Source organism: Rhizobium sp. BK418 (assembly GCF_004341105.1).
Taxonomy (GTDB): Bacteria; Pseudomonadota; Alphaproteobacteria; order Rhizobiales; family Rhizobiaceae; genus Rhizobium.
Map to the genome: position 1 here is coordinate 892,784 of NZ_SLZK01000003.1, position 20,978 is coordinate 913,761.

At 61.3% G+C, this 20,978-nt stretch carries 21 protein-coding genes and 1 pseudogene; 12 read left to right on the forward strand and 10 right to left on the reverse strand.

Annotation, left to right across the window (positions count from 1 at the left end; genetic code table 11):
- Nucleotides 1–109 precede the first annotated feature (109 nt).
- A pseudogene (locus EV281_RS31420) lies at nt 110–247 on the forward strand (GFA family protein); the annotation flags it as partial.
- 527 nt (nt 248–774) lie between these two features.
- Nucleotides 775–975, forward strand: a complete 201-nt coding sequence (locus tag EV281_RS15850; protein ID WP_132654022.1) for a hypothetical protein — start codon at nt 775–777, stop codon at nt 973–975.
- 212 nt (nt 976–1,187) lie between these two features.
- On the opposite strand, the gene EV281_RS15855 is transcribed toward EV281_RS15850, so the two are convergent.
- Nucleotides 1,188–1,979 carry a class I SAM-dependent methyltransferase gene (locus tag EV281_RS15855; RefSeq protein WP_132654023.1) on the reverse strand — a complete coding sequence of 264 codons (792 nt, stop codon included), beginning with the start codon at nt 1,977–1,979 and terminating at the stop codon, nt 1,188–1,190.
- A gap of 188 nt (nt 1,980–2,167) precedes the next feature.
- Here EV281_RS15855 and EV281_RS15860 point away from each other — a divergent pair, with 188 nt between their 5' ends.
- On the forward strand, nt 2,168–2,470 hold the full coding sequence (locus tag EV281_RS15860) for a UBP-type zinc finger domain-containing protein (RefSeq protein WP_132654024.1): 303 nt from the start codon (nt 2,168–2,170) through the stop codon (nt 2,468–2,470).
- Between the two features lie 8 nt (nt 2,471–2,478).
- On the forward strand, nt 2,479–4,176 hold the full coding sequence (locus tag EV281_RS15865) for an FAD-dependent oxidoreductase (protein WP_132654025.1): 1,698 nt from the start codon (nt 2,479–2,481) through the stop codon (nt 4,174–4,176).
- On the opposite strand, the gene EV281_RS15870 is transcribed toward EV281_RS15865, so the two are convergent.
- Entirely contained in the window at nt 4,166–5,092 is a 927-nt protein-coding gene (locus EV281_RS15870) for a LysR family transcriptional regulator (RefSeq protein WP_132654026.1), read from the reverse strand. The genes EV281_RS15865 and EV281_RS15870 overlap by 11 nt on opposite strands.
- Before the next feature lie 207 nt (nt 5,093–5,299).
- Between EV281_RS15870 and EV281_RS15875 the strand changes: the two genes are divergently transcribed.
- Entirely contained in the window at nt 5,300–6,463 is a 1,164-nt protein-coding gene (locus EV281_RS15875; protein WP_132654027.1) for a mandelate racemase/muconate lactonizing enzyme family protein, read from the forward strand.
- On the opposite strand, the gene EV281_RS15880 is transcribed toward EV281_RS15875, so the two are convergent.
- A complete protein-coding gene (locus EV281_RS15880; protein ID WP_132654028.1) occupies nt 6,435–7,289 on the reverse strand; it encodes an FkbM family methyltransferase in 855 nt (284 codons plus the stop codon). The two genes, EV281_RS15875 and EV281_RS15880, sit on opposite strands and share 29 nt — an antisense overlap.
- 199 nt (nt 7,290–7,488) lie before the next feature.
- Between EV281_RS15880 and EV281_RS15885 the strand changes: the two genes are divergently transcribed.
- Nucleotides 7,489–9,243, forward strand: a complete 1,755-nt coding sequence (locus tag EV281_RS15885; protein WP_165911912.1) for an acetolactate synthase 3 large subunit — start codon at nt 7,489–7,491, stop codon at nt 9,241–9,243.
- Between the two features lie 50 nt (nt 9,244–9,293).
- Here the strand turns inward: EV281_RS15885 and EV281_RS15890 are convergent, their stop codons facing one another.
- Entirely contained in the window at nt 9,294–9,935 is a 642-nt protein-coding gene (locus tag EV281_RS15890; RefSeq protein WP_132654030.1) for a dihydrofolate reductase family protein, read from the reverse strand.
- Between the two features lie 89 nt (nt 9,936–10,024).
- On the opposite strand from EV281_RS15890, the gene EV281_RS15895 reads away from it, so the two are divergent.
- Entirely contained in the window at nt 10,025–10,546 is a 522-nt protein-coding gene (locus EV281_RS15895) for a helix-turn-helix domain-containing protein (RefSeq protein ID WP_132654031.1), read from the forward strand.
- 17 nt (nt 10,547–10,563) lie between these two features.
- Here the strand turns inward: EV281_RS15895 and EV281_RS15900 are convergent, their stop codons facing one another.
- Nucleotides 10,564–11,154, reverse strand: a complete 591-nt coding sequence (locus EV281_RS15900) for a TetR/AcrR family transcriptional regulator (RefSeq protein WP_132654032.1) — start codon at nt 11,152–11,154, stop codon at nt 10,564–10,566.
- A 160-nt stretch (nt 11,155–11,314) separates the two neighbouring features.
- Between EV281_RS15900 and EV281_RS15905 the strand changes: the two genes are divergently transcribed.
- On the forward strand, nt 11,315–12,070 hold the full coding sequence (locus EV281_RS15905; protein WP_132654033.1) for an SDR family oxidoreductase: 756 nt from the start codon (nt 11,315–11,317) through the stop codon (nt 12,068–12,070).
- Between the two features lie 64 nt (nt 12,071–12,134).
- On the opposite strand, the gene EV281_RS15910 is transcribed toward EV281_RS15905, so the two are convergent.
- Entirely contained in the window at nt 12,135–13,034 is a 900-nt protein-coding gene (locus EV281_RS15910; protein ID WP_132654034.1) for an SDR family oxidoreductase, read from the reverse strand.
- A gap of 97 nt (nt 13,035–13,131) precedes the next feature.
- On the opposite strand from EV281_RS15910, the gene EV281_RS15915 reads away from it, so the two are divergent.
- Nucleotides 13,132–13,968: a helix-turn-helix transcriptional regulator gene (locus EV281_RS15915; RefSeq protein ID WP_132654035.1), complete on the forward strand. Its 837-nt coding sequence runs from the start codon at nt 13,132–13,134 to the stop codon at nt 13,966–13,968.
- 75 nt (nt 13,969–14,043) lie between these two features.
- Here EV281_RS15915 and EV281_RS15920 read toward each other — a convergent pair whose 3' ends face one another.
- Entirely contained in the window at nt 14,044–15,162 is a 1,119-nt protein-coding gene (locus EV281_RS15920) for a metallophosphoesterase (protein WP_132654036.1), read from the reverse strand.
- Between the two features lie 200 nt (nt 15,163–15,362).
- Nucleotides 15,363–16,256, reverse strand: a complete 894-nt coding sequence (gcvA, locus tag EV281_RS15925) for a transcriptional regulator GcvA (RefSeq protein WP_132654037.1) — start codon at nt 16,254–16,256, stop codon at nt 15,363–15,365.
- Between the two features lie 135 nt (nt 16,257–16,391).
- Between gcvA and EV281_RS15930 the strand changes: the two genes are divergently transcribed.
- Both EV281_RS15930 and EV281_RS15935 read left to right on the forward strand, forming a co-directional pair.
- Nucleotides 16,392–17,096, forward strand: coding sequence for an SDR family oxidoreductase (locus tag EV281_RS15930; RefSeq protein ID WP_132654038.1), 705 nt, complete (start codon nt 16,392–16,394; stop codon nt 17,094–17,096).
- Nucleotides 17,097–17,193: 97 nt separating this feature from the next.
- Nucleotides 17,194–17,409, forward strand: coding sequence for a hypothetical protein (locus tag EV281_RS15935; protein ID WP_132654039.1), 216 nt, complete (start codon nt 17,194–17,196; stop codon nt 17,407–17,409).
- Between the two features lie 19 nt (nt 17,410–17,428).
- Here the strand turns inward: EV281_RS15935 and EV281_RS15940 are convergent, their stop codons facing one another.
- The gene (locus EV281_RS15940) at nt 17,429–18,502 is read right to left on the reverse strand and encodes a transporter substrate-binding domain-containing protein (RefSeq protein ID WP_165911913.1); all 1,074 of its coding nucleotides are present in this window, start codon (nt 18,500–18,502) and stop codon (nt 17,429–17,431) included.
- A 390-nt stretch (nt 18,503–18,892) separates the two neighbouring features.
- Here EV281_RS15940 and EV281_RS15945 point away from each other — a divergent pair, with 390 nt between their 5' ends.
- Nucleotides 18,893–19,951: an NAD(P)-dependent alcohol dehydrogenase gene (locus EV281_RS15945; protein WP_132654041.1), complete on the forward strand. Its 1,059-nt coding sequence runs from the start codon at nt 18,893–18,895 to the stop codon at nt 19,949–19,951.
- A gap of 13 nt (nt 19,952–19,964) precedes the next feature.
- Here the strand turns inward: EV281_RS15945 and EV281_RS15950 are convergent, their stop codons facing one another.
- Complete coding sequence (locus tag EV281_RS15950; protein ID WP_132654042.1) at nt 19,965–20,873, reverse strand: LysR family transcriptional regulator; 909 nt, start codon at nt 20,871–20,873, stop codon at nt 19,965–19,967.
- Nucleotides 20,874–20,978 lie beyond the last annotated feature (105 nt).

The following is a 20,978-nucleotide window of genomic DNA, read 5'->3' on the forward strand; positions in this document are numbered from 1 at the left end:
TGCTTCGGAACGCCAGTGGGGCAAGATGGCTCGTCGGAACAGGCGGGATAAGATGGTGCGCTGATGCTGATCGGCTCATGTCATTGCGGCAAGGCGGGCTGGACGCTGGCGCCGGCGCATGGCAGTCAATTTGCGACTGGCGCCGCCGGACCTCGTGGCCGACCTGCCGATCGATCATTTCGACGGGCTGGATACATTCGACGACCCTCCCTCCAAGGGGCGGTGCGTGCGCGATCTCTGGTTCTGACGGTCTGAGATGATTTCATATCTCTTATGATAGCCACCTGACCGATGTCCTCTGGGACCACGTCTCGGGGCGGCGCTCCTGATGTTTCGGCAATGAAAAGACGAGCCTTTGCGCCCAGTCGTAAGTATAGTTCTTTTTATAGCTCGCAATTTCACCCATTCGGGTTATCGTTTCACCTTTTATGTCGTGACGGCTATAATAGTAAAGCGATAAATTTTGAGATATAGAAGATATTCTGAGATTAAGTACAAGTGTGCTGCAGATTAAGTTTGAACTTTTGGCACTTTCAAGCACTAGCCGGAAGGGAAGTTCGTGAGGATCTACTTGTTTTTCATCGCGTGTCAGGTCAGCCTGCTGATGTGGGGTAGCGCCTATTATAGTGCCCGGGAAATCTATCAGACCTTGGATGCTTCCCGGCCGGTCGAGACATCCGTCATTCCACGGGAGATGCCTGGCAAGCGGCACTGACATCCGATCACGATAATTTCCACCCAGGCATAATTGCCGCATTGATCCTAGGAAGAGCCGTGAAACCTGAAACCACCACCACCGCGAAACCGCTACATTCCCTCCTGATCGTCTACCTTGGTCCGCCGCTGCTTGCCGTTGCGGCTCTTTTGATCATCATGTCGTGGCTCCATGCCGAGCAATCCGACCCGCGGCCTGTCGCGACGATCGGCGTAAAAAAAGGCGGCAGGATCGGCAGCGAGACGTCAATGTTCCGCTGAACAGGGTTCCGCTAGACAATATTGAGAGAGAATAAGAAGGGCCACCAAGTGGGGCCCGGCGACCCTTCTCCTGCTGGTAGGTGCAGCATCCAGCGAGGGCAAAATACACGCAGTGGATGCTCCGGGTAGTGACCGTGGTCACAGCATGCCAATATTTTCTAGCGGAAGCTGAACAAGTTCACGTTATCATCGATAGAGCTCGTGGAATCCATCTAGGGGCGCTCGGCCATGACGAGCAGGAGGAAGGCGGCAAGGTCGCGCCAGCGGGCAAAGCGCGGCGAGGCTTCGCAGATCTCGCTGCTCGGCTGCGGTTCGCCGATCTTGCGGATGCGGAAACCGGCAGCGGCAATCGCGTTCAGATAATCGGACATGGTGCGGGGGAAACGCGGGACGGCAAAGAGCTTGACCTCTTCGTCTGCCGGACGGCTGCCGAAACGCCATTCTTCGGTGAAACTCGCGTGGTCGAAATAGCGCGAGACGCAGAGGGCGGTGGCAATGCCGGTCTCATTCCTCTGCCAGGCAAGGCCGGGCGTGATGAAGCAGGGATGGAGCACGCTGAAGGCGAGGAAGCCGCCCGGGCGGGTGAGGCGGAAAGCCTGCCGCATGGCGCCCTCGAAATCCGGGCCATCCATCAGCGCCATGGTGGAGACAACCGCATCGAAAGAACCTTCCGCGAAACCTGTGTCGGCGCTGTAGGAGGCCACCTTGTAGGCGATGCCGAGGGGATTCTCCTCCTCGGCCTTGCGGGCGTGGCCGATCATGCGTTCGGAAAGATCGATGCCGGTCATGCGTGCGCCCATCTGCGCGAAGAGACGGGTGTTCGTTCCTTCGCCGCAGCCGAAATCGATCACATCGAGCCCGGCCAGCGGCGGCAGGAAATCGATGAAAGCGGGGAAGGTGAAGAGCTCGCGATAGGTGTCATAGCCATTGCGCACGTCATGGGCCCACTGATCGGCATTGTCATCCCACCGCGCCGCTACGTCCTGTAATGTGTCGTCGGTCATTCCTGCCTCGCATTCGTCTTCGCCGATTCACGCTATGAGAAAATAAGCCGGTTTACGGGGGGACGGGAACGGTTTGATTGCATCGAGCGCGAACGTGGGTTTCTATCCTTGCGTATAGATGGAGAAGATCGCCTCGTGATCTATGTTCACCCGGCATGAATAAACTTCAATCACCACCGGAGATTCAGATGTCGGGATGTAAGCATGTCGCAAGTGTTCGATCCGTCACGCCACGGACACTTGGTTGCGAAGAGTGCCTGGAGATTGGCCAGGAGTGGGTGCATCTTCGCCTTTGCCGGGAATGCGGCCATGTCGGATGCTGCGATCAATCGATAGGCAAGCATGCGACGGCGCATTTCCACGCCACCCGACATCCGATCATCGAGGGCTATGATCCGCCTGAAGGCTGGGGCTGGTGCTATCTCGACGAGATAATGGTGGAGCTTCCCGATCAGACGCCGCAGCGCGGCCCGATCCCACATTATTACTGAGAGCACCCATGAGCGCCGATAATCTGGAATCCCGCCGCTATCAGATGTTTCCGGTGCTGAGTGCCGCGCAGGTTCAGATGGCGAGGCGCTTTGCCAGCGGCGGGCCGCACAGCTTTGCCCCCGGCGAGCTTGTCTACCAGATCGGTGACCGGAATGCGCCCGCATGGCTGGTCCTTTCCGGCCGTCTGGATGCTTTCAGGCATGACGGATTGTCGATGCCGGAAGCCCTGATTACCAGCCATGGTGAGGGGCAGTTTTCGGGAGAGGTCAGCCAGCTCTCCGGGAGGCCGCTGCTTGCCGGCGGGCGTGCGGGGCCGGAAGGATGTGTGGCGCTGGCCTTCGATGCCGCCCATCTGAAGGCGTTGATCATCGGTTCGGCCGAGATCGGCGAGATCATCATGCGCGCCTACATCCTGCGGCGCGTGGAACTGATCCAGTTCGGCGGCGCCGGCTCGACCCTGATCGGCCATCCCGGCGAGCGCGATCTCACGCGGCTTCAGGGTTTTCTGTCCCGGAGCGGCTATCCGCATGTCGTGCTCGACGCCGCCTCGGACCATGAGGGCCGGGCATTGGTGGGGAGGCTCGGCATCTTGCCCGACGAGCTGCCGCTGATGGTTTGCCCCAACGGCAGCGTACTCAAACACCCAACCGATGCGGAAGCCGCCTGCTGCCTCGGCATCATGCCGGAGCTCGATCCGGCCATCCTCTACGATGTGGCGATCGTGGGCGCCGGACCGTCGGGGCTTGCGGCCGCCGTCTATGCCGCCTCCGAAGGGCTGCGCGTCATCGCCATCGATGCCCGCGCAATTGGCGGGCAGGCCGGCAGTTCCTCGCGCATCGAAAACTATCTCGGCTTTCCGACCGGAATTTCGGGCCAGGCGCTCGCCGGCCGCGCCTTCAATCAGGCGCTCAAGTTCGGCGCGGAGATCGCGCTGCCGCTCGATGTCAGCGAGCTGGTCCCTGCGCCAGCAGACCGGCTGGGAATCGATCCGATAATGCTGCGTCTCGATGGAGACAGGACGGTGAAGGCGCGAACCGTCGTCATCGCGTCGGGCGCCCGATATCGCAGGCCCGCCATTCCCAACATCGCCCGTTTCGAAGGAGCTGGCATTTCCTATTGGGCCTCGGCAATCGAAGCGAAGCTTTGCGAAAATGACGATATCGCGCTCGTCGGCGGCGGCAATTCGGCCGGCCAGGCCGTCGCCTTTCTGGCACCGCGGGTGCGGCACCTGCATCTGGTGATCCGCCGAAGCCTGGTGGAGACCATGTCCACCTATCTCATCGAACGCATAGCCGCGCTGCCAAATGTGGAAATGCATGTGGGGTGCGAGCTGACGGCGCTCTCCGAGGGCCAGAATGGCCGCCTGACGGCCACGGTCACGAACTTTCAGCAGCGAAGCGAGACAACCTACGACCTTCGCAAGGTCTTCATGTTCATCGGCGCCGACCCCAATACCGACTGGATCAAGTGCCGCATCAAGACGGATGACAAGGGCTTCATCAGGACCGGCGCGGGTTTTGCTCCCGATGTGGAAATGGAACTCGGGCGGGCCTCGCTCGCGCTTGAAACCAGCGTGCCGAACGTCTTTGCGATCGGCGACGTGCGCGCCGGGTCGACGAAACGGGTTGCGGCGGCGGTCGGCGAGGGTGCTGCCGTCGTCAGCGATATCCACGCCGCGTTGAGACAGTCCGCGCTCATGAAATAGTGGCCGGCATCTGGGCCGCGGCGGTTTGCGCCAGGCTCCAGAAGCTCTCCGCAATGTCCGTCATGCGCGCTCGCGGTCTGATCAGGACGATGCTGACATCGATGGCCCAATCGTCCGGTCCGGCCGAGGCCAGTCTTCCAGCCGGCCCCATCTCGCCGGCCGCGAGGCTTTCCGGTATCCAGGCGATGCCTTTACCGTCAATCGCAAGCGCCTTCAGCGCCATTGCCAGATGCGAGGTGAAGACCGTCGAGAGGTGCAGCTGATGTGCGCGGGCGGCAAGCGCCGATGACAGGATGCGGCCCATGCCGGATGTTTCCTCGAAGGCGAGATGCGGGACTGCGCGGTCGGCCGCTTCGGAAATACTGTGGAGCGGCTGGCCGCCCTGGTCGCGCCCGCTGACGGGGATCAGGCGGTCGGTTGCAAGCCGCAGCTGCCGGTAGGCGGTCCTGTCCAGGCGGATCCTGCTGTCATGATGGTCGTGGCAGAGCAGGAATTGGGCGCGGCCTTCCGTCATGATCCGCTCGCATTCGTTCATATTGTCGGAGAGCAGGCGGATCGGCATCGTCGATGCCTCGTGGCCGAGAGCCTGAATCCAGCCGGGGAAGAAGATGAAGGAGAGCGCGTGGGTGGCGGCGAAGGTCACGGTCGAGGTCGCCGTGCGCATCTGCTCGAGATCCCGACTGACGCGCTCCAGCCTTGCGACGATATCGTCTGCCGCCTCCAGCATGGTTTCGCCGGCAGGCGTCAGCTTCAATCGATGCGTCGAGCGGTCGACGAGTTCTGAACCACACCAGTCTTCGAGCGACTTGATGCGACGGCCGAAGGCCGGTTGGGTGATGTGGCGCTTCTCTGCGGCCCGCGAAAAATTCAGCGTTTCCGCGAGCGCCTTGAGATCGGAGAGCCAGGCCGTTTCCACGATATTTCACCTCGTATCACAATGCCTTGAAGGCATTGAGAAAACGGTATCTCCTTTGCAATTTCAAGATGTTTAGCCGGAAATCGAGGAATTGACTATGCTGATACGGCATTCAATGAGCCCGGAACGGCATTGGACGGCCGGGGCGGATTTTTCTAGGACAGGATCATGCGAGGCAGTGGCCTCAGGCCCGGAATGGAGACGACAATGCGTATCATCGATGTCTGCGAAGTCACAAAGCCGATCGCTTCGCCGATCCGCAACGCCTATATCGACTTCAGCAAGATGACGGCGAGCCTGGTGGCCGTCGTCACCGATGTCGTGAAAGACGGCCGCCGCGTGGTCGGTTACGGCTTCAATTCCAATGGCCGTTACGGGCAGGGCGGTCTCATCCGCGAGCGTTTCCGGGATCGCATTCTGGAGGCGGCACCGGAAGGCCTCGTCAATGATGCCGGCACTAATCTCGATCCGCACCGGGTCTGGGCGGCGATGATGAAGAATGAGAAACCCGGCGGTCATGGCGAGCGCTCGGTTGCGGTCGGCACGATCGACATGGCGGTCTGGGACGCCGTTGCCAAGATCGAGGGCAAGCCGCTCTTCCGGCTGCTCGCCGAGATGAAGGGCAGGGAGGCCGATCCCAAAGTCTTCGTTTACGCTGCCGGCGGCTATTATTATCCCGGCAAAGACAATAGCGCGCTGCGCAAAGAGATGCGCACCTATCTCGACCGCGGCTATACCGTGGTCAAGATGAAGATCGGCGGGGCTTCGATCGATGAGGATCGCGGCCGCATCGAATCCGTGCTGGAGGAGATCGGCTCTCAAGCGCAGCTCGCCGTCGATGCCAATGGTCGTTTCGATCTGGAGACCGGCATCGCCTATGCCAAGATGCTGCGCGACTATCCGCTCTTCTGGTACGAGGAGATCGGCGATCCCTTGGATTATTCGCTGCAGGCGGCGATCTCGGAATTCTACGATGCGCCGATGGCAACCGGCGAGAACCTCTTCTCGCATCAGGATGCCCGAAACCTTTTGCGCTATGGCGGCATGCGCGCCGACCGCGACTATCTGCAATTCGACTGCGCGCTCTCCTATGGTCTCGTCGAATATTTGCGCACGCTCGATGTGCTGCGCCAGTTCGGCTGGTCGCCCTCGCGCTGCATTCCGCATGGCGGCCACCAGATGTCGCTCAATATCGCCGCCGGCCTCGGCCTTGGCGGCAATGAGAGCTATCCGGATCTCTTCCAGCCCTATGGTGGCTTCCCTGATGGCGTTGCCGTGATCGACGGGCACATTACGATGCCGGAGCTGCCGGGCATCGGCTTCGAGGGCAAGTCCGATCTCATCAAGGTGATGCGGGAACTGGCGGAGTGAGGCGGTGAGCCGAAGCCCGGTGGCGAGGCACGAACAACAAGTGCGGACGCCCATTGAGCTGTGTCCTACCGGCGAGGGGTTCGACTGCTACTCCGTCATGCGGCTGGATCCAGGCCTCGTATTTTGAGAGGTCGATGAGTTTCCAGATTTCTTCGGGCGTTGCGCCGAACTCGCCGACGATATTGCAGTGAACCTCGGCGAAGACGGTTGGCGTCCTCTCCAGAACTTTCCTGGCGCCGCGCAGAACCTCGAACTCGTAGCCCTCCACATCGATCTTGATCAGATCAGGCCATATGCCGTTCGCTTCTGCCCATTCATCCAGGGTGACGACCGGGACTTCAATTCCGCCGTTATGCGAGACTTTCGCGTTCGAACGGGATTTTATGGAAAGCGAGCCGGGCTTCGACCCGACAGCGGCGTTGACCGCGATCACATTTTGCAGGCGATTGAGCTCCACATTCCGCCGTAGCACGCGAATATTGTCCGGATGCGGCTCAAAGCTGATGATGCGACCCTCGGGCCCGACGATCTTCGCCAGCAGCGTGCAATCGCGACCATGGTGAGCGCCGCATTCGAAAACCGTTGCGCCCTTCAGGCCAAGTGCCATCAATGCATCGAGTTCGTGGGAATGATCATTCTCTCTTTGTGCGTACCAGTTTTTCGCAAGGGGCGTTGTTACCGCAAAGATGAACGATATATCATTGACCGCCAGTTTCGCCTCATAAGGTTGAAATCCGAACGAGGTTACTGCGTCTTTCCACCTCGAATACAGAGCGGCTTTCCACCATTGCTTATCAAAATACTTTGATCTTGAAGATATAGGCATCGAGACTTCCTCCAGGGCTCGGCAATTTTCGGTTGCTCTAGCAGGGAAGAACACGCAGGAAAATTACTCAGATAGTTGTAGCGCATCCTTTAGTTGTAGTTGCGCCTGTTTTGCCTGTGATTACCGCGATTCCCGTATGACCGGCGATAAGGCTAGCTTTACCCGAAATTCCCCTAATCCTTCTTCTTTCGGCCTTCTGATGAACGGCGGCGAAATCGTGCTGCGGGCGCTGCGCGACAATGGTGTCGAGCATATTTTCGGCTATCCGGGCGCTGCCGTGCTGCCGATCTATGACGAAATCTTTCAGCAGGACGAGATCAGGCATCTCCTGGTTCGCCACGAGCAGGGCGCCGGACATGCGGCCGAAGGGTATGCGCGGGCAACCGGCAAGGTCGGCGTCATGCTGGTCACGTCAGGGCCAGGTGTCACCAATGCGGTGACGGCGCTGCAGGATGCGCTGATGGATTCCATTCCGCTCGTCTGCCTGACGGGGCAGGTGCCGACGACGCTGATCGGCACGGATGCCTTTCAGGAATGCGATACCGTCGGTATCACGCGACCCTGCACCAAGCATAATTTCCTCGTCAGCCATATCGACGATCTGGCGAGGACAATCCATCTCGCTTTCCGGATCGCCACATCGGGGAGGCCGGGGCCCGTTCTGGTCGATATGCCGAAGGATGTGCTGTTTGCGAGCGGTGTCTATATCGGTCCAGAGGAGGTTTCGATGCCGGCGCGCTTCCAGCCACGGCGGGGTGTTGATCGCGAGGCGATTGCGGCGGCGGTCGGGCTGATGGCGCAGGCTGAACGCCCGGTCCTCTACACCGGCGGCGGCATCATCAATTCGGGGCCGGAGGCGTCGCGCCTGCTGCGGGAACTCGTGGGACTGACGGGCTTCCCGGTTACCTCCACGCTGATGGGGCTCGGAGCCTATCCGGCGAGCGGGCCGAACTGGCTGAAGATGTCAGGCATGCATGGCTCCTACGAGGCCAATATGGCGATGCATGATTGCGACCTGATGATCGCGATCGGTGCGCGTTTCGACGATCGCGTCACCTCGCGCACCGACAAGTTCTCGCCGGGCTCGAGGAAGATCCATATCGATATCGATCCGTCCTCGATCAACAAGAATGTCGCTGTCGATATCGGTATCACGGGTGATGCCGCTGCGGTCCTTGCGGAGATGATCGAGGCATGGCGGGCGCTGCCCGAGGCGCCGCAGCGGAAACGGCTCGATGCATGGTGGGCGGAGATCGAGGGGTGGAGGGCGCGAAAATCCTTTGCCTATGAGATGCGCCGGGACGAGATCATGCCGCAGTATGCGCTGGAACGGCTGCATGCGCTGACGACCGATCTGGATCCAATCGTCACGACCGATGTCGGCCAGCATCAGATGTGGGCGGCGCAGCTCTTCGGCATCGAGGGGCCGAACCGGTGGCTGACATCAGGCGGGCTCGGAACGATGGGATACGGTTTGCCGGCGGCAATCGGGGCGCAGATCGCCCATCCCGGACGGCTGGTTCTCGGCATTGTCGGCGATGGCTCGGTACAGATGACGCTGAAGGAGCTTTCGGCGGCGATGCAGCATCAGGCGCCGGTCAAGATCTTCATCCTCAATAATGCGCAGCTCGGGATGATCCGGCAATGGCAGCAGATCCTGCATGGCAACCGCCGGGACCGATCCTACTCCGCCTCCCTGCCGGATTTCGTCAGACTGGCGGAAGCCTACGGGGCGGTTGGCATCCGGTGCGAGAAACCGGATGAACTGGATGCGAAGATCCGGGAGATGATCGCGATCGACCGGCCGGTGCTTTTCGATTGCCGGGTCGCGGCGCTCGAAAATGTCTATCCGATGGTCCGCAGCGGCCGGCCGCATAATGACATGCTGTTCGGCGAGGATGTGCGTGCGGCGGAAGCGGAAGGCGTATTCGGCTTCAGCCAGGGGCTGGTCTGAGCGTCGGTCCGATTGGCCGGTGTCGGGGACATCGGCCAATCATGCGGGCCTTATTTCGACAGAATAATATGCGCTGCCAGTTCGGTCATCTCGTGGGATTTGACGGAGAAGCCGAGCGCCGGCAGGTCGATGCCTTCGAACATGGCTTCGCCCTTTCCGAGGACAACGGGGGAGATCGCGAATTGCATTTCGTCGATCAGGCCGGCTTTCAGATATTGGCGCACGGTGCTGACGCCGCCACCGATCTTGACGTCCTTGTCGCCGGCTGCGGCCTTCGCCTTTTCCAGCGCTTCCTCAATGCCGCCGGTGATGAAATGAAAGGTGGTGCCGCCCTCCATGACGATGGGCTCGCGGGCATAGTGGGTGAGGATGAAGGTCGGCGCGTGATAGGGCGGGTTCGGCCCCCACCAGCCTTTCCACTCTTCATCCGGCCATTCGCCCCTGATCGGGCCAAACATGTTGCGGCCGAGGATGAAGGCGCCGAAGCCGGTATTGCCGGCAGAGGCATATTTCTCATCGACGCCGGTCGAACCGCCGTCCTTGCCGATCATGGTGCGGAAGGTGCGCGTGCCGAAGAACCACTGGTGCAGTTCCATGCCGCGTTTGCCCAGGGGATCGTTGATGCTCTGGTCGGGGCCGGCGCCGAAACCATCGATCGAAAGAGAAAATGCAGCGACGCGTACACGGGTCATATCAGCCTCCATCTGATTGCGTTTTGAAACTAGTTGAGTTGTTGCATTACCGATCCTATAATGCAACTGGTTTTCGTGCGGAGTCGGATATGGATATCGAAATACGGTCGGGCTGCCCGATCAACCTGACGATGGAGGTGCTGGGCGACCGATGGAGCCTCGTCATCATCAGGGATATCATGTTCGGCAACCGGCGTCATTTTCGCGAACTTCTGAACCGGTCGGAGGAAGGCATTGCCTCCAACATTCTGGCGGCACGGCTGAAGCGGCTGATGTCCTACGGGCTGATCAGCAAACTCGACGATCCCTCCCATAGCCAGAAGGCGATCTACAGCTTGACGGAAGCCTCCATCCAGCTCGTGCCCATGTTCGCGATGATCGGCGCCTGGGGCCGCCGGCACCTGCCGGTCAGCGAGGATCTAAGCATCCGCGCCGAGTTGCTGGAAGAGGGCGGGCAGCCGCTCTGGGACGAGTTCATGGCGGACCTGCGTCGGATCCATATCGAGGATCCGATCGGCGGGGCGAATGGCACGGTCAAATCGCCGGTTCTGGCGCGGCTGACGGCGGCGTTTCTGGAAGTGCGGGCGAAGATGGATGCGCCGGCGAGCTAAATTCTGGCTGCTGAAGCTCAGGAAGATTTCGAAGGCCAAGTCGAAAGCGCCTGTTCGGCAACGGCCTCCAGCATCTCGCGGCTGAAACCGGCCTTGGCCTGCACGGCCATGCCGTGTCCGACTGCCAACAGGAATGCCGCCAGCGCAGCGGGCTTGGCGGTCTCGGGCAGGTCGCCTTCGGTCTTTGCCCGTTCGAAACGCTCACGAAGCTGTCTTTCGCCGACCGCACGGGCCTCGATCAGGGCCTGCCGCACCGGTTCGGATTCATCCGATCCCGCCAGCACGCCATTGATGCCGAGGCAGCCCCTGTGGGTGGGAAAACGCGTGTGGAGATCAATCGCGTTGGATAGGATGAACGCAGCGACCTCCCGCGATGTCGGCAGCTCCAATGCTTTCGGGATATAATCCAGGTACCGCTCGTAATAACGATCCAGCACCTGGCGGAAGAGCGCTTCCTTGTTGCCGAAGGCGGAATAGAGCGCCGGCCGTTCGACGCCGGTCGCCTCGGTCAGATCTGCATAGGACGCGCCTTCATAGCCCTTGCGCCAGAAGACGCAAAGCGCGGCATCGAGCGCTTTTTCCACATCAAACTCGCGATGGCGTCCCATCAGATCGACTCAAATGAATTTCATAATGATCGTTATTAAACTACTTGACAGCCTTTGTCCAGATTTCATACCAATCGTTATCGTAACGATCGTTACGAAATTAGCGCCCTGCCGGACAGTAGGGTCCCGTGGTGGCTCGATGGGTATGGAAAGGACTGATATGTCTGACATTTTGAAGGGAAAGGTCGCACTCGTGACCGGCGGTTCGCGCGGGCTGGGTGCTGCTGCGGCAGAGGCGCTGGCGGAGCAGGGGGCGGATGTCGCGATCAGCTATGTCGCCTCGGCCGAGAAGGCGGAAGCTGTCGTCGGAAAGCTGCGGGCGAGGGGTGTGCGGGCGCTGGCGATCCAGAGCGATCAGGCGGATATGGCAGCGGCCAAGCCGCTGGTCGGCAAGGTCCTCGCCTATTTCGGCAGGCTCGACATCCTCGTCAACAACGCGGCGATTGCCGTGCAGGGCCGGACGGTCGACGATCCCGAGCTCGATACGGTCAATCTCGATCGCCAGTGGCAGGTCAACGTCATGGGTGCGGTGGCGACGACGCGGGCAGCAGCACAGGTGATCTCCGATGGCGGGCGGATCATCTTCATCGGCTCGCTGCTCGGCAGCCGCGTGCCGTTCTCGGGAGTTGCCGATTATGCGGGAACGAAGGCTGCGATTTCAGGCTATGCGAAGGGTGTGGCGCGTGATCTCGGCCGGCGCAACATTACCGTCAACGTCGTTCAGCCCGGCATCATGCCGACGGATATGGCGGCCGATGTGCGCGACAATCTGCCTGACGCGGTCATGGACCTGCATCCGATCCGGCGCATCGCGACGCTGGAGGAAGTCTCGGCGGCCATCGGTTTCCTGGCCGGGCCGAATGGCGGCTATATCAGCGGCGGCGTGATCGACATTTCCGGCGGGCTGCAGGTCTGAAATCAAAACGGCCTGCCGCCTGCGGAGCTGAGAAATTCCGCAGGCGGCCGTCTTGTGAGACCGGTCAGGCCGCAAGGCTGCCGTAGTCCATCGCGTCGAGATCGGCGATCAGGCCGGGTCCGGTTGGGTGCCAGCCGAGGATGCGGCGGGTCTTTTCGCTCGATGCCGGGAAGTCGAGACCGGCAAACATTGCCATCCAGCCGAAATGTTCGGCTGCCTTTTCCGGCTCAAGCGAGATAACGGGCAGTTTCAGGCCGCGGCCCAGCGCCTCGGCGATCTCGCGCATCGTCACACCTTCCTCGTCGACGGCATTGTAGCGGGCACCAGGTTCGCCGCGTTCGATCGCAAGGCGATAGAGCAGGGCGACATCGAGCAGATGGGCTGCCGGGAAGCGGTTGCGGCCTTCGCCGACATAGGCGGATGCGCCCTTGGCTCTCGATATTTCGATGAGCGGCGAGACGAGGCCCTGCTTGAACGTGTTGTGGACCTGCGGAAGGCGCATGACGGAGACGTTGACGCCCTGATCAAGCAGGGCATTGCCGGCAAGCTCGGAAGCGATGCGCGGGTTCGGATGCTCGATGTTGAAGACATCCTCGCTCGCCGGTTCGCCGAGATGGGCATTGCCGATGCCGGTGCCGGAGGTGATGAGGAGGGGGCGGTTCGAGCCTTTCAGGGCCTCGCCCATCGCCGCGATGACGCGACCGTCCTTCTGGCAATTCTCGACGAAGCGGGAAAAATCATGGTCGAAGGCCGTATGGATGACGGCATCGGCCTTCTCGACGCCGGCTCGCACGCTTTCGGGCTCTTCCAGCACGCCGCGGTGGACCTCGACGCCGGCTGCTTCGAGCGTTTTCGCGCCGGCGTCGGAACGGGTCATGCCGATGACATGATGGCCTGCCTTCTGGAGTTCCGGCACGATGGCCGAGCCGATGAAGCCGGTGGCGCCGGTGAGGAATATGCGCATGTCGTGTCTCCTTATTGCGAAGAAGCCCACTATTGCGCTATGTTTTATGCTGTTAAAGTAGTGACTTTATCCTATTATAATGGCTAACAGGAACAGTATGAGCACTGACGCCAACGCTCTTGGCACCTTCCTTCGCGACCGCCGCACGCGCCTCGATCCGGCCGTATTCGGTTTTTCCGGGCGCCGGCGCACGCCGGGCTTGAGGCGGGAAGAGGTGGCACAGCGCGCCAATATCAGCCCGACCTGGTACACATGGCTGGAGCAGGGACGGGGCGGAGCGCCATCGGCCGACGTCCTGAACCGGATCGCCAATGGCCTGATGCTGACCGAGCCGGAGCGCGAGCATCTCTTCATCCTCGGCCTCGGCCGGCCGCCCGAGGTGCGCTACCGCGCGGTGGAGGGCATCAGCCCACGCCTGCAGCGTCTCATCGATACGCTGGAGGTGAGCCCGGCGCTGGTGCGCACGCCCGCCTGGGACATCGTTGCCTGGAACCGGGCGGCGACCGTCGTCATGACCGATTACGGCAAGCTTGCACCCGAAGACCGCAACGTCCTGCGTCTGCTCTTCTGCAACCCCAATGTCCGCAACGTCCAGCATGACTGGGAAACCATGGCCCGCTTCGTCGTCGGCGCCTTTCGGGCGGATGCAGCGCGCGCCGGCGCGACCTCGGAGATATCAGCGCTGGTCGAGGAGCTCAGCCTCGCCAGTCCCGAATTCAAGAGGATCTGGCAGGAGAACGACGTGATCTCCCATGGCGAGGGTACCAAACGGCTGAGACATCCCGTTCTTGGCGATATCGCGCTGGAATATTCGAGCTTTGCCATCGACGGCCGGCCGGATCTCAATATGGTCGTCTACAATCCCGTCGATCCCGATGTCGCCAAGCGCATTCGCAAGCTGGTCGCGGAGGAGAAAGACCGCGGGGCGCTTTAGAGCCTTTCCTGGTTAGATTGCGGCATTCTGGCGAGCATCTTTGCGCCAGGATCAAAGGCGATCGGCTCGGACGTACTAGGCACGCCTGCGCAGCGTGAACACCGTCAGTTCCGAAGGCCGGCCGAGCCGCAGCGCAAAGCCGGGCCAAAGTGCAGTTCCATTATTCACGTAGAGATACATGCCGCCGACCTCGTAGAGGCCGGAGACGAAGCCTCCATTGGCGCGGGCGACCAGGCGATCGAGGCCGAGGATCATGCCGCCATGGGTATGGCCGGACAGTTGCAGCGCGATGCCTCGCTTTGCCGTTTCAGCTGCCATTCTCGGCTGATGATCGAGGAGAATGACCGGGGCTCCGGGCGGAGCGCCGTTCAATGCCGCCGCAAGATCGGGATTCGGCATGATTCTCCCGAAAGCCGCAAGATCCGTCACGCCGGCAATGACGATGCGATCAGCACCGCGCGCGATGACCGCATGTTCATTCGTCAGCATGCGCATGCCAAGGCTGGCGTTGTGCTCTATCCAGTCGTCATAGCCGAAATAATATTCGTGATTGCCGGGGATGGCGAAAATGCCGTCGGGTGCCTGGAGCCTCGCCAGCGGGGCGATATCGCCGCGGCGCCTCTCCAGGCGGCCGTCGATGAAATCGCCGGTCACGACAATCAGATCGGCGTCCAGCTCATTGGCTTTCTTCACGACAGTTTCCGCCCAGGAGACCGGAAAGAGGCGGCTGAGGTGGAGGTCGGTCAATTGCAGGACGCGGTAGCCGTCAAAACTTTCGGGGAGATCCTTGATTGGTATCTCGACATTCTTCACGGGCGGAATGCGCACGGCTCCAGCGACGCCGAAAGCGGCCAGGCCAAAGGCCGCGAGCCCGATGCCATAGCGGATCTCGGGGGGCACTGCCGGCAATTGCCCCTCCACGAGAGCAAGGACGAGTGAGGCGGCATCGAGCGCGATCTGGAAGACTGCCAGCAGGAGCGTCGCGCCGAAGAGGAAATTCAGCACGATAATCAGCGGGCGCGGATATTCGGGCGCGAAGACGGAACCTGACGAGATACGGTTCAGCAGGACCTGCTGGGAGCCGACTAGGAGCACTCCGGCAGCGAGGACCTTGGCGGGCCATATCCAAGGCAGGGGCAGAAGAAAGCGGAGAACGACCAACAGCCAGGGGAGCCCGAGGACAACATGAAACATGTAAATATGCCTGTGATTATCCTGGGTTACGGGCCGGAGTGAAGAGAATGAATCCGATGATTTGGGGAATGTGGGTGTCTAGAGCCGGCTGCGCAAGGACCTTTCTGAGACCTCGGAGCGCCACATGCAAGCGAGGCTTTTTGTCAGGTATTCCGGGGCTCGCTGTCTCCAACATATCCTTCGCGCCGGAACCGATGGGTTCAGCCTTGCTTCTGCGCCTCGATGAGCAGCCAGTCTATGACGGTATCGAGGGCCGGGGATTTCCGGTAGCGAGGCCAGACGAGATAGAAGTCCGATGGACCGCGCAGCGTGCCTTCGAAGACGCGCTGCAACCGGCCTTTCTCAAGATCGTCGGCGACGAATCCGCGGTTTGCAAGGGCGATGCCCTGGCCGGCAATGGCCGCTTCGATCGCGTGTGAGGTTTGTGAAAAGCTGATGCCCTTGAAGTAAGGGCTTTTGCTGTTGGCGAAGTAGCGTTCGACGAATTCCGGCCAGAAATTATGAGCGTCATGCAGCAGCGGATAGGCAGCCAGTTCTTCCCCCGTGCGCGGCGCCGGCCTTCCGGCAAGCAGCAGGGGGCTGCAGACGGCGACGATCTCCTGCTCGAAGAGAAGCTCGGCGTTGAGACCCGGTCCGAAGGGCGGGCGGCCATAGCGCACTGCAAGATCCACCCCATCGACCTGAAAGTTCGAGAGGCGCTCGACAGCGAGGATGTGAAGGTCAAGATCGGGGTGCAGAGCGGTGAAATCGGGCAGACGCGGGATCAGCCATTTGGAGGCGAAGGTCGGCGTCGTGCTGATCGTCAGCTTGATCGCCTGCGGTTTCAATTCGCCGGTTGCCCGCGCGATGATCTCGAAGGCGCGCCTGATATCGGCAATATAGCGGCGGCCTTCTGATGTCAGCGCCAGCGTGCGCGGCAGGCGTTCGAAGAGGTTCATTCCGAGCTGTGCTTCGAGACCGCGAACCTGCTGGGCGACAGCACCCTGGGTGACGCCGAGTTCCTCGGCTGCCAGCCGGAAGTTCAGGTGGCGCGCGGCGACCTCGAAAGCCTTAAGGCCGTTGAGGGAGGGAAGATTTCCGATGACATCGCTCATTCGATATTCTTGTCGTTAGGGATAGTTTTTCTACTGGTAAAGAGAAGGAGAACTGTTTCGTCGATGTGTTACGGACATGGTACCTTGCTGCTTTCCAGCGATCAATCAAGGTCGCGAATCGTGGAGGGCATCTGCATGTCAGTAGAAAAAGTGGCTATTATCACCGCAGGCGGCAGCGGCATGGGGGCCGAGAGCGCAAGGCGTCTTGCAGCCGATGGCTACAAGGTCGCGATCCTGTCCTCGTCGGGCAAGGGGGAGGCGCTTTCGAAGGAACTCGGCGGTGTCGGCGTGACCGGCTCCAACCAGTCGAATGACGACCTGAAACGGCTGGTCGATGCGGCCATGAAGGAATGGGGGCGCATCGACGTTCTCGTCAACAGCGCCGGCCACGGGCCGCGCGCACCGCTGAATGAGATCACCGACGAGCAGTGGCATACGGCCATGGATGTCTACCTGATGAACGTCATCCGTCCGGTGCGGCTGGTGACGCCGATCATGCAGGCGCAGAAAAAGGGCGCGATCGTCAATATCTCGACGGCCTGGGTCTTCGAGCCGTCGACGATGTTCCCGACCTCGGCGGTCTTTCGTGCCGGCCTTGCCGCCTATACAAAGCTCTTTGCCGACACCTATGCGGCCGAAAATATTCGCATGAACAACGTGCTGCCCGGCTGGATCGACAGCCTGCCGGCAACCGAGGAGCGGCGCGAGAACGTGCCGATGAAGCGTTATGGAACGAGTGCCGAAGTGGCGGCCACGATTGCTTTTCTGGTGTCGGACGGGGCGGGCTACATTACCGGGCAGAGCCTGAAGGTGGACGGCGGGTTGATGCGGTCGGTTTGAAACGGGCCGGTCGGGCGGCTGGGCGCGACGGCTTGAACTCTTTCGCTCTCAGCCTATTGTCCGGCTGTGAACGCGACGATCGAGAAGGCTAGATGCCATGCACAAATTCACTGTGTCCATCACCCGAGAGATCGAGGCCGATACCGCGGAGGAAGCCGCGCTTCTCCTCTATCAGGAGCTCGCCAGGGAAGCGCCGCCCCTTCACTACCTGATCATGGACGAGACGAAGAGGGCAACCGGCCTGACGCTGGATCGGGAAAAGGCAGATGAATTTGCCGCTGCCGATCACACCGCTGATCCTGGTAATTGGTAGGCCGGCCGGGCGGTATCCATCACTTTTTCTCGCCCAGATATCGGAACAGGGTCTCTTTCCACGCGTCGTCATGGATCGCTTCGAGAATGGCGACATCGATCGCCTTGCGGTAGCGACTGCCGGCCGGCATGGCCATGCCGTGGTTTTGCGGTTCGAAGACCGTGTCCAGCACCTTAACGCTTCCGGCAAACTCTTGCGCGGCCGTCCAGGCCAACAGCGGCTTGTCGTAGACGAAGGCGTCGATGGAACCGGAGGCGAGAGCCCTGAAGCCGTCCTGCACCTTGTCGAAATCCCGGTGCCGGATGCGTTCGCCGTCGAGATATCCCGTCGTTGCCGATCCCGCGACCGCGCCGACGCGCACCCTTGGCAGATCCTCGACGCCATTCACCAGTCCCCTGATCTGACGCGTGGTCAGCGCTGATGTAACGCTTGCGGTAAAGACCGCGATGGTGATGATCGAGACGACCATCCAGATAATCGCCAACATGCGTCCGGCAAGTGTCTTCGGCCCGCGATGGCCGGTGCTTGCCTGCGTCATCGCTTCGGCGGACCACCAGATGCTGGCGCCGAGGCCCCGGGCCGCGCCGCCGCCGAAATCCTCGTTGTGGCGGTGCTCGAACAGCCAGATCAAGGCTCCCACGGCCAGCGAAATGCCGATCAGGGCGCCAACCGCCTGCAAGAAGCCGAGCGAGGTCATCGTCCGGATGATCTCGTGCCAGACGGAAATGCTCTGGACGGAGACGGCTATGCCGAGGCCGGTGTCGTAGAAGGGCTGCGAGAAATCGACATTGCGCTCCCGTTCGGCGGTGATGGTGATGGCCGCGACCGAGACGTCATAGTCGCCGCGCTTCGTCGCATCGAGAAGGCTCTGGACGGAGGGCTCCTCGACCAGCCGGTATTTGACGCCGAGCTTGCCGGCGACCTGTTGCCATAGATCGATCGAAAGGCCCGTCCAGGCGCCATCCGGCCCCTTGATCGCGAAGGGCGGGGCTTGCTTGGTGCCGATTACCAGTTCGCGGTCCGGAAACTCGGCCGGGGCGGCAGGGGCACTGCGGGGAAGACATGCAGGCAAACAGATGAGAAAGACCGCCATGACAGCCGTCAGCCTGCCGTGCTTCTTCCTGCCTGGCGGGTGCGGAGTATTCGCTGTCATGAACCCTTCCCCGTCTTATGGCTCCGGTATTCAGAGGCTGCCGTACGATCGCCGCCTGCTCGTCTCGCCGCTGATGCAGACGCAGAACCTGCCGATGGTGAACTGCTCGCGCGGGTTTACGATCATCCTGGACGGCGCAGGCATCCGGCAAGTACGCAACTGTAAATGTAACGTTCGTTCCCGATTACAAGCGCCGGACAATTCCTGAGCCCAACTCACAAGCCTTTCCGGCATTCGGCCGCTAATCCGGATAATCCGGCGGCGCTATATCCCCGTCGGCGCGGCCTCCCGCGCTCTCTGTTTCCAACAGCTTCTGCAAGGGACAAGCCATTGAGAACCTCAGGATATGCCGCAACCGATGCGAATACGCCGCTGCAACCTTTCTCCTTCGATCGCCGGGAATTGCGTCCCGAGGACGTGGCGATCGACATCCTCTATTGCGGGGTCTGCCACACGGACCTGCACATGACCCGCAACGACTGGGGCTTTTCAGCCTATCCGGTCGTGCCGGGGCATGAGATCGTCGGGCGTGTTTCGGCCGTCGGCAGTGCTGTGTCGCGCTTCAGGGCGGGCGATAATGTCGCTGTCGGCACCATCGTCGACAGCTGCATGGAGTGCCCCAACTGCCGGCGCAATGAAGAACAGATGTGCTACAAGGGCGTCACTGTCACCTATAACGGCCGGGATCGGGTGACGGGCGAGACCACCTATGGCGGCTATTCCGATCATATCGTCGTGCGCGAGGAATTCGTGCTCAGGGTGCCGGATGGGCTGGATCTTGCGCGCGTCGGGCCGCTGCTCTGCGCGGGGATCACCACCTATTCGCCGCTGCGCACGTGGAATGTCGGCCCGGGCAGCCGGGTGGGCGTGATCGGGCTTGGCGGGCTCGGGCATCTGGCGGTGAAATTCGCCTCTGCACTGGGCGCCGAAGTGACGGTGCTGACGCGCTCGGAGGGCAAGATCGGCACGGCGCGCGCACTCGGCGCCGACAAGGTGCTGCTGTCGACCGATGCGGCGCAGATGGAGGCGGCCGCCTTTGCCTTCGACGTGATCATCGATACCGTGCCCTATGAGCATGATCTCGGCCCCTATCTCAACCTGCTCGATTCGGACGGAACGCTTGTCATTGCCGGCTCGCTGGTCGATACGCCCAAATTCAGCAACCTGCCGCTGATCAAGGGGCGCCGGCGCATCGCGGGCACGCCGAGCGGCGGGATCAAAGAGACGCAAGAGATGCTGGATTTCTGCGGCCGCAGAAATATCCTGCCGGAATGCGAGATGATCGCCATGGGCGATATCGCCAGAGCCTTCGAACGGCTGGAGCGGGGCGATGTGCGCTACCGTTTCGTCATCGACATGGCGACGATGCCGGCTGCACAGGCCGCCTGATCTCCCAAAATTGCTAATCTGGGTGGCGTTTCGGGATGGCCCGCAGCGCCTCGACGAAGACCGAAAGGGCCGGCGGCATCTGTCGCCGGCTCGGATAATAGATGGAATAGCCGGTAAACGGCTTGCAGTAGTCCTCGAGCACGCGGATCAGCCGACCGCTTTTGATATGTTCGGCGGCGAAATCCTCGAAGACATAGACGAGGCCCGAACCGGCAAGGGCCGCCTCGATCATCATCTCGGAATCATTGACCATGAAGCTGCCCGAGACCTTCACCTCGATGTCGCGGCCATTCTCCTCGAATTCCCAGGCATAGGGTCCGCCCATCGAGGCCATGTAATAGGTAACGCAATCATGGTCGGCGAGATCGGCAGGCCGTTTCGGCAGCGGATAGCGGGCGAAATAATCGGGCGAGCCGACGATCGCCGCGCGGATATCGGGGCCGATGCGCAAGCCCACCATATCCTTGTCGATGCGCTCGCCGAAACGGATGCCGGCATCGAAGCGCGAGGCGACGATATCCTCGAAACGGTCGCCGACGATGAGCTCCACACGGATATCGGGATAGGTGCGGTGAAATTCCGGCAAGATGGGCATGACGAGCGAGGCGGCGGCATGTTTGCCTGCCGTGATGCGCACGGTCCCGGAGGGTCTTTCTCTGAAATTGCCGAGTTCCTGCAGGCCGCGGTTGATCTCGGCGAAGGCCGGCTGGAGGGTGAGCAGAAGGCGTTCGCCGGCCTCTGTCGTCGCCACACTGCGGGTGGTGCGGGCAAGCAGGCGCATGCCGAGCCGCTCCTCCAGCTGACGCATCATGTGGCTCAAGCCCGAGGAGGAAATGCCAAGCCGGGCGGCGGCGCGGGTGAAGCTCTTCTCCTCGGCGACGATGACGAAGGCGGCGAGATCATCGAAATCGTGACGTTTCATTTCTGACCTGCCTTCATGAATGGTTTGACCGCTGTGATGCGCCGTTCACATATCTAAGGCAGGGTAAAGGGTGCTCGCAAGATGGGTGCCGATTGCGGTGGCAAC

Bases quoted from the DNA above. Each gene is read 5' to 3' on its own strand.
- EV281_RS15950 (WP_132654042.1), bottom strand. From the start codon at position 20,873: ATGAAACGTCACGATTTCGATGATCTCGCCGCCTTCGTCATCGTCGCC.
- gcvA (WP_132654037.1), bottom strand. From the start codon at position 16,256: ATGAGCGATGTCATCGGAAATCTTCCCTCCCTCAACGGCCTTAAGGCT.
- EV281_RS15940 (WP_165911913.1), bottom strand. From the start codon at position 18,502: ATGGCGGTCTTTCTCATCTGTTTGCCTGCATGTCTTCCCCGCAGTGCC.
- EV281_RS15855 (WP_132654023.1), bottom strand. From the start codon at position 1,979: ATGACCGACGACACATTACAGGACGTAGCGGCGCGGTGGGATGACAAT.
- EV281_RS15880 (WP_132654028.1), bottom strand. From the start codon at position 7,289: ATGCCTATATCTTCAAGATCAAAGTATTTTGATAAGCAATGGTGGAAA.
- EV281_RS15900 (WP_132654032.1), bottom strand. From the start codon at position 11,154: ATGGGACGCCATCGCGAGTTTGATGTGGAAAAAGCGCTCGATGCCGCG.
- EV281_RS15915 (WP_132654035.1), top strand. From the start codon at position 13,132: ATGAGCACTGACGCCAACGCTCTTGGCACCTTCCTTCGCGACCGCCGC.
- EV281_RS15885 (WP_165911912.1), top strand. From the start codon at position 7,489: ATGAACGGCGGCGAAATCGTGCTGCGGGCGCTGCGCGACAATGGTGTC.
- EV281_RS15865 (WP_132654025.1), top strand. From the start codon at position 2,479: ATGAGCGCCGATAATCTGGAATCCCGCCGCTATCAGATGTTTCCGGTG.
- EV281_RS15860 (WP_132654024.1), top strand. From the start codon at position 2,168: ATGTCGGGATGTAAGCATGTCGCAAGTGTTCGATCCGTCACGCCACGG.
- EV281_RS15890 (WP_132654030.1), bottom strand. From the start codon at position 9,935: ATGACCCGTGTACGCGTCGCTGCATTTTCTCTTTCGATCGATGGTTTC.
- EV281_RS15875 (WP_132654027.1), top strand. From the start codon at position 5,300: ATGCGTATCATCGATGTCTGCGAAGTCACAAAGCCGATCGCTTCGCCG.
- EV281_RS15905 (WP_132654033.1), top strand. From the start codon at position 11,315: ATGTCTGACATTTTGAAGGGAAAGGTCGCACTCGTGACCGGCGGTTCG.
- EV281_RS15930 (WP_132654038.1), top strand. From the start codon at position 16,392: ATGTCAGTAGAAAAAGTGGCTATTATCACCGCAGGCGGCAGCGGCATG.
- EV281_RS15920 (WP_132654036.1), bottom strand. From the start codon at position 15,162: ATGTTTCATGTTGTCCTCGGGCTCCCCTGGCTGTTGGTCGTTCTCCGC.
- EV281_RS15935 (WP_132654039.1), top strand. From the start codon at position 17,194: ATGCACAAATTCACTGTGTCCATCACCCGAGAGATCGAGGCCGATACC.
- EV281_RS15910 (WP_132654034.1), bottom strand. From the start codon at position 13,034: ATGCGCATATTCCTCACCGGCGCCACCGGCTTCATCGGCTCGGCCATC.
- EV281_RS15895 (WP_132654031.1), top strand. From the start codon at position 10,025: ATGGATATCGAAATACGGTCGGGCTGCCCGATCAACCTGACGATGGAG.